This is a genomic window from Staphylococcus sp. FSL W8-1207 (assembly GCF_038003745.1).
GTDB lineage: Bacteria > Bacillota > Bacilli > Staphylococcales > Staphylococcaceae > Staphylococcus > Staphylococcus equorum.
Map to the genome: position 1 here is coordinate 220,194 of NZ_JBBOPU010000001.1, position 14,185 is coordinate 234,378.

Sequence of the window (14,185 nt, forward strand, 5' to 3'; positions counted from 1 at the left end):
GTTCCTTTCTCTAAAATTCTTTTAAATATTGACGGAGAAATACAAAGATGACAAGTTTACTTTGTATGATCAGCATGCTGGTGCTCATTTGCCATAAGACGTAAAGGACCATTAAAGATAATTTTAAACAAATAATCAACTACTGTATCTGGATCCATTCTATCTTCATCTTGTACCCAATGTTTTATAAACGAAACTGTGGCCCCATTTACATAACTATGAAAATAATCAATAGGAATATCAGAAACAGTATTACTAAAAGGTATGCTTTTTTTCATATTATTTAGCATTAAATCAGAAATTTTTTCTTCTATTTTACTTTTTCTATCAAGTTTAAAAATCACTTTATAAAATTCAATATTGTCATATAAATAAGTAATGATATTCTTTAAAACTTCCTCTGAAAATGCTTTGGCAAATGCTTCAATACTTACATCATGCATGATGACTTTTTCGAATACAATTCTATCGGCTAACCTTGATATAAATTCATCTTCCATATCAGAAAGTAAAATGTATTTATCTTCATAGTGTAAATAAAAAGTACCACGGTTCACATCGGCTAATTGGGTAATATTTTGTATCGTAATTTTTTCTAACTCTTTTTCTTCAAGCAATTGTATAAAAGCATTTTTAATCGCTGATTTAGTTTTACGTACACGTCGATCTTCTGGCATAGTAGTCACCTCATTTTAGTTAATTAACAATATGTAATGATATGTTGATAAAAAGACAATATGATTGTTATTGCATATTGAATATTCTATTAACCTCATTATAATAAACAAAGTAGTGAATAAGCAACATGATGTTCAATAAGGAGGTAAATGGTATGAATATATTTAAAAGTAAATTACTTTGGATTGCGCCAATAGCGATATTAATCATACTTGCAATTTTTTCAATTGGTTTTTATCCAGCGTATAATCCTCAACCTAAAGAGATGCCAATCGCAATTGTGAATCATGATGAAGGGACATCTATTCAAAGTAAAGATATAAATATAGGTAAAAATTTAGAAGATAAATTGAAAGATAGTAACTCTGACGAAATAAAATGGATCAATGTAGATAGTGAAAAAGAAGCACGTAAAGGATTAGATGAACAAAAATATTTTGGTGCTGCAATTTTCGAAGAAGATTTTTCAAAAAATGCGATGAGTAAAACTCAAAAGATAGTAATGGATACTAAGAAACAAGAAATGGAAGATAAAGTGAAATCAGGTGAAATACCTGCTGCTCAAGCCAAACAAATGCAACAGAAAATGGCTCAAGAAAGTAGTAACCAAGATATAACAGTAAAGCAAGCTCAATTTAAAACACTTACGAATAGTGGGGCGAATATGCAGGCTTCACAAATGTCATCTAATATGCTGAAAGGTATTGGGGATAATCTTAACAAACAAATTTCCAAACAGAGTTTAGATACATTAGACCAACAGAATGTGCAAATAGATGCGAGCGATATCAAAGATATTACAACGCCTGTAAATGTAATAAATAAAAAGGTGAATGAAGTGAAGGACCACCAAGCTAGTGGTAACGCGCCGTTCTTAATGTTTATGCCAGTCTGGATAAGCTCAATTGTAGCTTCATTACTACTATTCTTTGCATTTAGAACGAGTAATAATATTGAAATTTCGCAACGTATTATCGCTTCAATAGGACAAATGATTGTAGGGGTGATTACAGCATTTGTTGGTGGATTTGGGTATGTTTATTTCATGTCAGGTGTGTTAGGTTTTGACTTCCCTGATATAAATAAAATAGCAATTTATATATCCATTTCTATTCTAGGATTTATGGGTTTAATCTTAGGTGTAATGACGTGGCTAGGTATGAAATCAATTCCTATTTTCTTTATAGCAATGTTCTTTAGTATGCAACTCGTAACATCGCCAAAACAAATGTTACCGAAATTTTATCAAGACTATATAGTGGATTGGAACCCATTTACGCACTATGCTGAATATTTAAGAGAATTACTCTATATGCATCAGTCATTAGAAATGAACTCAACGATGTGGATGTTTGTAGGATTTATAATTTTCGGCATAATTTCATCGATATTAGCAGCAATGATTAGAAAGCATAGTGGGAAACGATCAGAATTACCATCTTAAATCAAGTAATTAACAGTATATAACAATCATTTAGTGAAAAATTTCTATATAAGCATTAAGTTCAAATTAAAACCGTCTTCTCAAAATTTGGGGAGACGGTTTTAATACATATACCTCAATAAAAACGTAAATAAAGAGAATTAATTCTTTTGAGTATATTTATATGATTAAATTTATTAAAAAGACATAATTATTTTACACATAAAATCAATAAAATAAATAGGAAAACACTGATAGCAAAGCATTTGTTAGGTGGTCTGATATATCGTTGAAATATGATTGCAAAAGCATTTAGAAATTGGTCTATAATTTTAATAAAAAATTAACACTAAATTTACAAATATGCGTTATAATTCACATAGTTTACAAATAATTTAAAGAGGTGTGACAATGGATTCATCTGTTATGGAGACAATTTTCACTTTTATCGGTGGATTAGGTATATTTTTATACGGAATTAAGCAAATGGGCGACGGCTTACAGGCCTCAGCAGGAGACCGTCTTAGAAGTATATTAAATAAATTTACGAGCAACCCACTTATGGGCGTACTTGCAGGTGCGATAGTTACGATTTTGATTCAAAGTAGTTCTGGTACAACGGTAATTACCATTGGACTTGTAAGTGCAGGATTTATGACAATGCGTCAAGCCATTGGTGTTGTAATGGGAGCGAATATAGGTACTACAGTTACAGCATTTATTATAGGTATTGATCTTGGTGCATACTCGCTACCAATATTAGCTATTGGTGCATTTTTAATATTCTTTGTTCAAAAGCGTAAAGTTAAAAATATTGGTATGATTTTATTTGGTTTTGGTTCGTTATTCTACGGATTAGAATTAATGAGCAGTGCCGTAAAACCACTAGCTAATTTAGATGGTTTCCATCAATTCATGCTAGACATGTCAACTAACCCAATTTTTGGTGTTGCAGCAGGTACGATTTTAACAGTTATTGTTCAAAGTTCAAGCGCCACAATTGGTATACTACAAGGATTCTATGCGAATGACTTAGTTAGTTTAAATGGTGCGTTACCTATATTGTTAGGTGACAACATTGGTACAACAATCACGGCAATACTCGCAAGTTTAGCTGGCTCACTTGCTTCAAAACGTGTAGCAGCAGTACATGTTATGTTTAACGTAATAGGTGCGGCAATATTCTTAGCGATTTTACCTATTTATCAATGGGTTGTTGAATGGATGCAAGGAGTAATGCACTTAAATCCAGAAATGACGATTGCCTTTGCACATGGTACATTTAATGTTACAAATACATTGATTCAATTACCATTTATATTTGTTCTAGCTTGGATCGTAACAAAACTTATTCCTGGTGAAGATATAACAGAAAAATATAAACCTAGACATCTAGATAAAAATTTAATTAATAGAGCTCCAAGTATTGCTTTACAAGAAGCACAAGATGAAATCCAAAACATTGGACGAATGACATACTCATTATTAGAGAATGTTAGTGAATACAATGAAAAAAATGAGAAAAAAGTACTTCAAAAACATGCGGCTGTTCAAAATATGCATGACAATGTAAAAGAATATTTAACGAAAATATCTGAGAAGAAAATATCCAAAAAAGATGCAGAAAGAATGTCTGTGTTATTTGACGTAAACCGTACGATGTTAAAAGTAGCTGAATTATCTGAAGCGTATATATTAGATTTGAAACAGTTACACAATGAACCAGTACAAATCTCTGATAAAGCTGCACAAAGTATCGATAAACTTTATTCACACGTGAATATGTCATTCGATAAATCAGTTGAAATGTTTAGCGTATATGACAAAGTTAAAAAAGATGAAATTGTTAATTTAAGTAACGATTCATATACACTTGAACATGATTTAAGAAAAAAACATATTAAGCGTTTAAGTTCAGGTGAATGTTCACCAGAAGGTGGTCTGTTATATCTAGATATGATTGCTATACTAGAACGTATTGGCTATCATTCGAGAAATGTATCAGAAGCAATGATTGATATTGACGAACTTTCAAGTGAAGAAGAAACAGAACATACTGTGGGCTGGACTTACTAAAGTATAATTAAATATAAAATTAAAAGTTGAGAAAGTTTGTTGTAAAACAGACTTTCTCAACTTTTTTGTATTGTTGAAAATTAACCAATATCGCTGTATTTGGAATAATAAATCACATGTATCAAATCATTTTATTTTTAATCCTTAGTAAAGAGATAGGGATACTTGACAAAAAGTCATAGAAGGCATAATATTACATATAATAAATTTTTCAGAAAACTGATATGGGGGGACAGCGTGTGACAGCTATTAGCATTCTTGATCAAAGTCCAATAGATAAAAATGAAACAGTAAACGACGGTATAGCTCGTACAGTTGAATTGGCACAACTAGCAGATAAATTAAATTATACAAGGTACTTTGTTGCTGAACATCACAATATAGAAGAAGTTGCAGGTACGAGTCCGGAGATACTTGTAACACATATATTGAATCACACAAAAAATATACGTGTAGGCTCTGGTGGCGTAATGTTGCAACATTATAGTCCATTCAAAGTTATAGAGCAATTTCATTTCATTAGTCATTTAGCACCTGGAAGAGTCGATTTAGGTATAGGTAAAGCACCGGGAGGCTTTCCTTTAGCGACACAAGCGTTGCAAACAGAATTAAAGTCACCACAAACAAGTTTCAATGATAAATTTCATTTATTAAATCAATTTAATAATGGAGATTTTTCTGCAAACGAAGATTATGGACAATTAAAAACAACGATACGTAATAATGAAATCTCCACACCACAAATTTATCTACTAGGTGGTAGTGAAAGTTCTGCTCAATTTGCTGCTACAGAAAAAGTTGGATTTATATATGCATTTTTCATAAATTCAAATATTGAAACATTACAACAAGCCCTTAAAGATTATAAGCAACAATTTCCTGAAGGCAGAGTCATTGTAGGGGTAGCTGCCGTTGTATCGGAGAATAAAGAAGAACAGGCATTAGTTAAAGAAGGTAGTACAAATTATGCTTTACATTTCGATGATGGTAGAAAAATCACTGTTAATACAAAGGAACAAGTAGAAACATTTAAAAAACAAAGTGACGAAGACTTTGAAGTTGAAGAAAAGCAAATAGATGTTTTTAATGGTTCCGCGGATGAAATTAAGCAACAGCTAAATCAATTAAATCGTGACGGCAATATAGATGAATTTATGCTACATATGCCAGTTCAAAATCATAAATTAAGAATTAAAACAGTAGACCAATTAGCTATTACGAATAACAAAGAAAAGCAGAAAGAAGGGGTATTATGAGTCAAAATAAAATCGATTTTGGAATCATGTTAAACGGTCCTGGTGGTCATATGCATGCTTGGAAATCTAAAGATGTACCGAGCGATGCCAGTACAAATTTTGAATTCCAACTTGATGTTGCTAAAAAAGCTGAACAGGCAGGATTCAGTTTTGTATTTGTGGCAGATGGATTATTTATTCATGAGAAATCTATTCCACATTTTTTAGATAGACATGAGCCGTTAACATTTTTAGCTGCGCTTGCGCCGGTAACTCAGCGTATTGGTTTAGTTGGTACTATTTCAACATCATATAGTGAACCTTTTACTGTTGCACGACAACTCGCAACAATCGATAAAATCAGTCATGGGCGTGCAGGTTGGAATATAGTAACTTCGCCACTTGCTGGTAGTGCCGATAACTATAGTAAAGGAGATCATCCTGAACATGATGTTAGGTATGATATTGCTGAGGAACATCTGCAAGTCGTTCAAGGGTTATGGGACTCTTACGAAGATGATGCCTTTACATTTGATGTTGAGACTGGCTCATATTTAGATAAGGAAAAAATGCATACGTTAGATTATAAAGGACAATATTTTCAAGTTAAGGGTCCATTAAATGCTAGTCGTTCTAAACAAGGCCAACCTGTTATATTTCAAGCAGGTGCATCTCCTAAAGGACAAGCATATGCAGCTCAATATGCTGATGCAGTATTTACTTTAGGTGAATCACTAGATACCGCTAAAAGTAATTACGACAGTATTAAATCACAAGCCAAAAAGTTTGGACGCGATCCACAAAACATTAAAGTATATCCTATATTATCCCCAGTTATTGGTAAGTCGAACGATGAGGTAGAAGCACGCTTTGATGAAATAAAATCATTGGCGACAATTGACGAAGCTTTAGATTACTTAGGTAGATATTATGATCATCATGATTTCAGCCAATATGATCTCGATGCACCGTTTCCAGATTTAGGTGAAGTGGGTCAAAATAGTTTCCGTGCTACTGCAGATTCTATTGCGGCACGCGCAAAACAAAATAATTTAACATTGAGAGATGTCGCTTTGGAAGAAACAGCCCGTCGCTCTCCTTTCACTGGTACTTATGAAGAAGTAGCAAATTTAATCATTGAATGGTTTGAACATGGCGCAGCAGATGGATTTATCTTCGGCCCCCATATTAATGGACCTGTATATGATGAGTTTTTAAATTATGTATTACCTATCTTAGAAGAAAAAGGTTATTACGATAAAGCATATCAGGGGGATACATTACGAGATCATATAGGTATTCCTTTTAAAGAAAATAGATATAGTAGGAAAGAAGTAACACACTAATACTCAGTAAACAATACAGTGGATAGACGCCTCTGTTTTAAAACGTTGCGTCTGTTTTTTTAATATAAGGAGTGAAGTTCATGTCAGAATCAAGTACAACATCATATCAACATGTAAACCATAGTAACGTCAACACTGCGCCAGAGCAAACTGAAAAAAAAGTGAAAAGAAAATTCCAATTACCTCATGTGCTATTAATGATGCTTATTATGATGATGTTTGCTTGTTTATTGACGTATGTCATTCCTGCTGGGCAATTTGAAACAAGTAAAGATGGATCAATGATACAAGGGACGTATCATGCAATTTCACAAAACCCAGTGAATCCATTTTATGCTATTACACTCATACTTAATGGGGGGATTCAATCAGCCCAAACGATTACACTATTACTATTTATAGGTGGTGCAATGGGTGGTATATTACAATTAGACTCTGTGACAAAATTAACGAATTATATGATTTTTCGTTTCGAACATGCTGGTGCATTGCCATTAATTATCGGGTTATTTTCCTTGATGGCGTTTATCGGTTTCTTCGTTGGTGGAGATCAAATGATCGTGTTCGTAACGCTTGGAGTCATACTCGTAAATCGTTTGAAATTAGACCCTATTATGGCACTAGCCATAACATTTTTACCTTTGTATATGGCTTTTTCAATTTCACCTTCAGGTATGGCTAAAATTGGACAAATTGTTTATCCTGAAGTAGCACTTTATTCTGGTTATGGTGGAAGAGCTATAATGTATGCAGTGTTTTTAATTATCACTCTGTTATATGTGATTTGGTACGCAAGAAGAGTCATTAAAGATCCTAATAAGAGTATGATGCCGACACAAAAGTGGCTGTTTAATCATAAAGAAAAAAGTAATGATGATATGGCAATTGAAGATAGACAAGTAAATTGGAGAGATATCATCGTAGCTACATTAGTCATTGTGACACCGATTATATTAGCCTTAGGTAATGGTATGTTAAACTGGACAGAAAAATACGGCAATGGTGTATTTATTACTGTTTTTGGTATTAGTTTTGTTTTAGCCTATTTAATAAAACAAAAAGGGACAACTGCAATGGTTGATGGATTTTTGGAAGGTGCTAAACCGATGTTAGTCGTAGCATTTGCAATTATCATGGCAAATACAATTAGTGTGATTTTAGAAAAAGGTAAGATATTGAGCACAATTGTAAACAGCCTTACTACACAACTTGATGGTTCATCGTCTGGCATGGTAGCTGTTATCGTATTTATTGTCGCAGGTATATTTAATTTACTAGTACCATCTGGTTCAGGGTTAATGAGCGTGATGATTCCTATTTTACAACCTGTGACTAATGCGTTAGGTGTTAATGATCAAATGTTATTAACGTCCTTATCGTTTGGTGGAGGGTTAGGTAACTTAATTACACCAACTTTAGGTGCAACAGTAGGTGCTATCGCGATTGCCAAAGCAAACTTTGGCTCGTGGTTTAAATTTATGGTACCACTATTTCTAATTTGGATTGTCGTTGGCTCGGTTATACTTTACATCTTTACTGCTGTAGGTTGGAGTGGCGGCGTTTAAAAATAACAAAAATATAAGGAACAATGATGTACTGTGATATTTTAAAAGTCATATTTAACTTTTAAAATAACAGTTTTCATCATTGTTCCTTTTTTATTTAGTGTGCAATTGTGAGCGTGAAAGGGACGTCATGTGTCCATTTTTGAGTTGGTGGTTCATCTGTTATAACTTCGGTGATATCACTGATTTTTGCAAAGGAAAGTGTAGAAGAAATATCGAATTTACTTTTATCAATAAGTGCAATTACATTTTCACTTTCTCGCACCATTTGTTTTTTTAATTGAACTTCAGGTAGTGAGAAGTCTGTTAATCCATTATCAAGTGTAAAGCCATTTGCGGATAAAAAGAAATAATCAATATGATACATTTCTAATATTTGTGAATCTATATTACCAGTAATAGCATTTGAGTCTTGCGAAACAAATCCTCCAACTACTAGAACAGTTAAATGTGGGTTCTCTTTTAAAAGTACCGCATTTTCTAAACCGTTTGTAATAATTGTAAGTTCCATCGTAGTTTCTGCTAATAATTTTGCTAATTCATATGTTGTAGAGCTTGCATCAATCATAATGCACTGTTGTGGTTCAATCTTTTTTAATGCATATTTACTAATTTTATACTTTTCACTATGTTTTTGTGTCAGACGATAAGAAAAGTTTAATTTAGATGTCATATTTTCAGTTACTTTTGCACCACCGTGTGTTCGAGTGACTTTGTTTTCACCTTCTAAACGTCTAAGATCACTCCTAACAGTTGCTTCTGTCACACTTAAATAATCTGAAAGCTGTTTAACAGTCGCACGTTTATGTGATTTTATATAAGTATATATATGCTCTCTTCGTTCATCCGCGTACATTTTCATATGAATCATATCCTCCTTCGTATCATTAACTATTTTAACATAAATCGTACACAAGCAAATAAAAACAGATCAAAACGAAAAGAAACGAAAAAATATTTGAAAGAAACGAAAATATATATTAGAATTGTAATTGTAAATGAAAACGCTTTCTAAAAAAGTGGAGGAGCTGTTAATAATGACAAAGAAAAATTATCCGGAAAAAATGAATGCTGTTGTAGCTTATGCACCTGGAGAATATAAATATGAAACTGTAGATACGCCAACAATTGATAATCCTAAGGAAATTGTCGTTAAAGTAGAAGCTTGCGGTATTTGTGCAGGCGATATCAAAGCATATGATGGGGCACCTAGCTTTTGGGGTGATGAAACACAGCCGTCATATATCAAGGCACCGATGATACCTGGACATGAATTTATCGCACGCATTGTAGAAAAAGGAGATGAAGTTACAGATTTTGAAATTGGTGATCGTGTAATTTCTGAACAAATTGTACCTTGTTGGGATTGTAGATTTTGTAATCATGGTCAGTATTGGATGTGTGAAAAACATGATTTATATGGCTTCCAAAACAATGTAAACGGCGGTATGGCAGAATATATGAAATTTACGAAAGAAGCAATTAATTATAAAGTGCCAGAAGATATGCCGATTGCAAAAGCGATTTTAATTGAACCTTACGCATGTAGTCTACACGCTGTACAACGTGCGAATGTTAAACTCGGTGATTTCGTTGTGTTATCTGGTGCAGGAACTTTAGGACTAGGCATGGTGGGCGCTGCTAAAAAATCAGGTGCTGAAACGTTAGTAGTGCTAGATATGAAAGATGATCGTTTAGAATTAGCGAAAAAATTCGGCGCTGATATTGTTATGAATCCATCAAAAGTAGATGTCGTCAAAGAAATCAAAGCACTGACTGAAGGGTATGGTTGTGATACTTACATCGAAGCCACCGGTCATCCTAAATCAGTAGAGCAAGGTTTGAGTGCAATCAGAAAATTAGGCCGTTTTGTAGAATTTTCAGTATTTGCTGATCCCGTTACAGTGGATTGGAGTATTATATCAGACCGTAAAGAATTAGACTTGATGGGTAGCCATTTAGGACCTTATTGTTATCCGCTTGTTATCGATGGTATAGCAAAAGGAGATTTCCCAACAGACGGCGTTGTGACGCATCAATTAGCACTTAAAGATTTTGAGGAAGGTTTTGAACTAATGAAAAAAGGTGATCAATCATTAAAAATTGTTCTGGTACCTTAACAGCCAAGTTCAAATATAGAGCATCGTAAAAAGGAGAGAATTGAAATGAAAAAGATGATTAATAACCCCGATAATGTCATTGAAGAGTTAATGACTGGTTATGTGATTGCCTACCCTGACTATATTAGACGTTCAAAACTTCACCAAAGGGCGTTAATTGGAAAAAAACGCAATACTAATCGAAAAGTAAGTGTATTAATAGGTGGTGGCTCAGGACATGAACCAGCGTTCCTAGGTTATGTAGGGAAAGGCATGGCAGACGGTGTCGCTGTCGGTAATATATTTGCTTCTCCATCTCCTATTCCAATACAAGCTGTAACTAAAGAAATAAGTGAAGGTCACGGTGTGTTATACATTTATGGTAATTACGCGGGAGATTTGATGAACTTTGAAATGGCTAGTGAAATGACTGAAATAGAAGATGATATCAAAACTGCAGTGGTCATAGGTAATGATGATGTTGCGTCTTCAAAAGATATTGATGATCGTAGAGGGATAGCTGGAGAGTTGTTAGTGTATAAAGCAGCAGGCGCAGCAGCTGATTTTGGTTATGACTTAGAAGAGGTAAGACGTATTGCCCAATTAGCTAATGATTGTACCCGTTCAATGGGTATTGGTTTAAGCCCGTGCTACTTACCTCAAACTGGAAAACCAAGTTTTGATTTAGAAGCGAATGAAATGGAAATTGGTTTAGGCCATCATGGTGAGCCTGGTATTGAAAAAACAACAATTCGCACAGCAAAAGAAACAGTTCATGTGATTATGCAAAATATTTTAAAAGAAGGACTATACAGCGCCGATGATGAAGTGATTGTATTGGTTAATGGCTTAGGTGCAACCTCTCAAATGGAACTGTACATCATAAATAAAGAGGTAGATGAAATTTTAAAAGAACAAAACATTAAAACATATAAATCTTATGTAGGTAATTTTATAACTTCAATGGAAATGGGCGGCTTTTCGGTGAGTTTAATGAAATTAGATGAAACGTTGAAAACTTGTATGGATCATCCAGTAGATTGCCCAAACTTTAAAGAAGTGTAGGAGGAAGTAGTTATGGCGTTGACGAGTCAATCATTTAAACAATATATCTTAGCGTTAACAACTTTATTTGAAGAACAACAAGATATCCTTTGTGAATTGGATAGAAAAATTGGTGATGGTGACCATGGTGTAACGATGAATATTGGTTATCAAGCTGTACAAAAAACGATAATTAATGAATTGCAAACACAAAATGATATCGCAAAAATTAGCGTTGCAGTCGGTAAAAGCTTTTTAGATGCAGTTGGTTCTTCAGTGGGTCCACTCTATGCTTCTGGTTATCTTAAGGCGGCTGTTGCAGTAAAAAACAAAACTGAATTAGATGATGTAGCATTATATCAATTTTGGATTGCTTTTAGTAAAGGTATTAAAGATAGAGGTAAAGCTGAAATCGGAGATAAGACAATGATAGATACGCTTGACCCGTTTTATAAATCTTTAGAAACCTCACTAAATAAGGATGAACCATTTGGGGACGCTTTTAATAAAGCACTGGTGAAAGCGAAGTCTGGAATGGATAGCACGAAAGAGATTATTTCTAATAAAGGACGTTCTAAAAGACTAGGTTATCGTGCCCAAGGACATGTTGATCCAGGCGCGACATCTTCTTATCTTATGTTAGAAACTTTTAAATCATTTATTTAATTACTGTAGCTAAATCTATAAGGAGGAATTAGAATGAAAATAGCAATTGGTGCAGACCATAATGGTTATGAATTAAAAGAAGCGGTTAAAGTTCATGTCGAACAATTAGGACATGAGGTAGAAGATTTTGGTTGTCATCAATGTGCAGAAACTGACTATCCAGATGTAGCTGCTGAAGTAGGTAAAAGCATTCAACAAGGACAAAACGAAAGAGGCATCTTAATTTGTGGTACGGGGATTGGCGTAGCAATCACCGCTAATAAACTCAAAGGCATTCGTGCAGCGCTTGCACATGATTATTACTCTGCAGAACGTGCACAATTAAGTAATAACGCACAAATTTTGACAATGGGCGCTCAAATTGTTGGCATAGAAGTCGCTAAAAAGAATGTTGAAGCTTATCTCAATGTAACTTGGGAAGGCGGTTCACAGCGTAAAGTGGATAAAATAGACCAAGTTGAAAATAATGAAAACAACTAAAATATAATTTGAAATCAATTCATATATTAAAAAAGCTCATTCCCAATCACAACAATTTGGGAATGAGCTTTTTATTGTTTAGAGAGGAAATGAGTGATATTTATTTTGTAAAAATAAAAGCATCATACTTTAAAAGATAGCATTGTACAAATCAATAACATGTAATAAATTGATTGCAAGTATATAACATGAATTAAAATAATTAATGTAAATGATATGTCTGAAAAATGACAATTAATAATTAATATTGTGAATAAACTTTGAATTTAATATGATGAGAAGTACAAGACATAAGTAGGGGGATTTGTCGTGCAACTGTCTATAAGATTTCCTAAAGCGACGATGTCTATATTTTTCATCACTATAATCATAGTGTTTATGGCATTAACGCAACAAGTGTCAGCACATGCTACACTTGAAAAAGTAACGCCAAACGCGAACAGCGTTGTAAATGAACAACCAGGAGAAATTGAACTACAATTTAATGAACCAGTACACGCACAATATTCGAGTGTGCAAATTTTTGATGATACTGGAAGCGAAATTGCTGAAGTGAAACCGAGTACAACGGGTTCTTCACAGACATTATCATTTACTGTGGATGAGTTAGAAAAAGGAACACATAATGTAAAATGGCAAACAATGTCAGCAGATGGTCACGAGATAAGCGATACGTTTGAATTTTCAATTGGTAAAGAAACTGCTAATGGAATTGATACGACACCACCATTTTACGAAAAAGCAGATTTTTGGTTTGGAGCATTACGCTTTATAACTGAAGGACTCATTATTACATTATCAGGCCTATTTCTAGTAAATCAATTGGCAAGTAGAAAAGGGTTATTAACATTTCAGTCTAATCAATATATTAAACCTATTGTATGGATGCTTATGATGCTATCAGTAATGACTGCTTTAGTTTATATGATGACACTTTCTTCAGATGTTGTTTCTGATGTATTATCATTACAAACAGCAGCGCTAATACAAGTGCCATTTGTCTTAACGATGGTGGCCATTATAGTATTGTTAGGGCTATTTACATTGAAACACATGTCACAGAGTTGGTATGTATTCATAACAATATTAATGCTAATCACATTGAGTATGTCTGGACACGCATGGTCTCAAAGCGTGCCTATTTGGTCGATTTTAATTAGAACAGTACATATAGGCGGGATGTCACTTTGGTTAGGTGCATTGATTTATTTACTCCTTGTCATACGTGCGAAATCAAATCAGAGTAGCCATGCTATCAGAGCATTTTTATTGAAATTAAATACGATTGCAGTAGCACTTATTATAATTTCTGGCGTATTGATGTCTATAGACCAAACAAATATATTAGCTATTTGGACTAATATACAAACATGGAGTGCATTGCTCATCGTTAAAGTGGTATTAACGCTCATCATGATGACACTAGGATTTTATCAAACGACACGAGCGTTAGGAAAACAACACCGCGCAAATAAAGTAACATTGTATATTGAATTAATTATGGGAATTATATTGATATTAGTTGGTGTAATTATGAGTCAAATCAATATTCCAGGATAAAGGGAGATAAAAA

General features: G+C 33.6%; 12 protein-coding genes. 10 read left to right on the plus strand and 2 right to left on the minus strand.

Annotation, left to right across the window (positions count from 1 at the left end; all coding sequences use genetic code 11):
* Positions 1-56: 56 nt before the first annotated feature.
* Positions 57-677 carry a TetR/AcrR family transcriptional regulator gene (locus tag NSR03_RS01015; protein WP_069813298.1) on the minus strand — a complete coding sequence of 207 codons (621 nt, stop codon included), beginning with the start codon at positions 675-677 and terminating at the stop codon, positions 57-59.
* Between the two features lie 155 nt (positions 678-832).
* Between NSR03_RS01015 and NSR03_RS01020 the strand changes: the two genes are divergently transcribed.
* From NSR03_RS01020 to NSR03_RS01040, 5 genes are all read left to right on the plus strand, one after another.
* A complete protein-coding gene (locus NSR03_RS01020) occupies positions 833-2,122 on the plus strand; it encodes a YhgE/Pip domain-containing protein (RefSeq protein WP_069813296.1) in 1,290 nt (429 codons plus the stop codon).
* Positions 2,123-2,512: 390 nt separating this feature from the next.
* Entirely contained in the window at positions 2,513-4,177 is a 1,665-nt protein-coding gene (locus tag NSR03_RS01025) for a Na/Pi cotransporter family protein (protein WP_069813294.1), read from the plus strand.
* A 239-nt stretch (positions 4,178-4,416) separates the two neighbouring features.
* On the plus strand, positions 4,417-5,433 hold the full coding sequence (locus NSR03_RS01030) for an MsnO8 family LLM class oxidoreductase (protein WP_021338499.1): 1,017 nt from the start codon (positions 4,417-4,419) through the stop codon (positions 5,431-5,433).
* On the plus strand, positions 5,430-6,758 hold the full coding sequence (locus tag NSR03_RS01035) for an LLM class flavin-dependent oxidoreductase (RefSeq protein ID WP_021338498.1): 1,329 nt from the start codon (positions 5,430-5,432) through the stop codon (positions 6,756-6,758). Before NSR03_RS01030 ends, NSR03_RS01035 begins: the two co-directional genes overlap by 4 nt.
* Positions 6,759-6,838: 80 nt before the next feature.
* Positions 6,839-8,323 carry a Na+/H+ antiporter NhaC family protein gene (locus tag NSR03_RS01040; RefSeq protein WP_069813290.1) on the plus strand — a complete coding sequence of 495 codons (1,485 nt, stop codon included), beginning with the start codon at positions 6,839-6,841 and terminating at the stop codon, positions 8,321-8,323.
* Between the two features lie 97 nt (positions 8,324-8,420).
* On the opposite strand, the gene NSR03_RS01045 is transcribed toward NSR03_RS01040, so the two are convergent.
* On the minus strand, positions 8,421-9,185 hold the full coding sequence (locus NSR03_RS01045) for a DeoR/GlpR family DNA-binding transcription regulator (RefSeq protein ID WP_021338496.1): 765 nt from the start codon (positions 9,183-9,185) through the stop codon (positions 8,421-8,423).
* A gap of 175 nt (positions 9,186-9,360) precedes the next feature.
* Between NSR03_RS01045 and NSR03_RS01050 the strand changes: the two genes are divergently transcribed.
* The 5 genes from NSR03_RS01050 to NSR03_RS01070 all read left to right on the plus strand — a co-directional run bounded on the left by NSR03_RS01050 (position 9,361) and on the right by NSR03_RS01070 (position 14,172).
* Positions 9,361-10,443 carry an MDR/zinc-dependent alcohol dehydrogenase-like family protein gene (locus tag NSR03_RS01050; RefSeq protein ID WP_069813288.1) on the plus strand — a complete coding sequence of 361 codons (1,083 nt, stop codon included), beginning with the start codon at positions 9,361-9,363 and terminating at the stop codon, positions 10,441-10,443.
* A 45-nt stretch (positions 10,444-10,488) separates the two neighbouring features.
* Positions 10,489-11,487 (plus strand): dihydroxyacetone kinase subunit DhaK, encoded by a 999-nt coding sequence (locus NSR03_RS01055; protein WP_069802302.1) that lies wholly within the window; start codon positions 10,489-10,491, stop codon positions 11,485-11,487.
* Between the two features lie 12 nt (positions 11,488-11,499).
* A complete protein-coding gene (gene dhaL / locus NSR03_RS01060) occupies positions 11,500-12,132 on the plus strand; it encodes a dihydroxyacetone kinase subunit DhaL (protein ID WP_021338493.1) in 633 nt (210 codons plus the stop codon).
* Positions 12,133-12,165: 33 nt separating this feature from the next.
* Entirely contained in the window at positions 12,166-12,612 is a 447-nt protein-coding gene (rpiB, locus tag NSR03_RS01065) for a ribose 5-phosphate isomerase B (protein WP_002506830.1), read from the plus strand.
* Positions 12,613-12,921: 309 nt separating this feature from the next.
* Positions 12,922-14,172 (plus strand): copper resistance CopC/CopD family protein, encoded by a 1,251-nt coding sequence (locus NSR03_RS01070; RefSeq protein ID WP_081330629.1) that lies wholly within the window; start codon positions 12,922-12,924, stop codon positions 14,170-14,172.
* Positions 14,173-14,185: the final 13 nt, after the last annotated feature.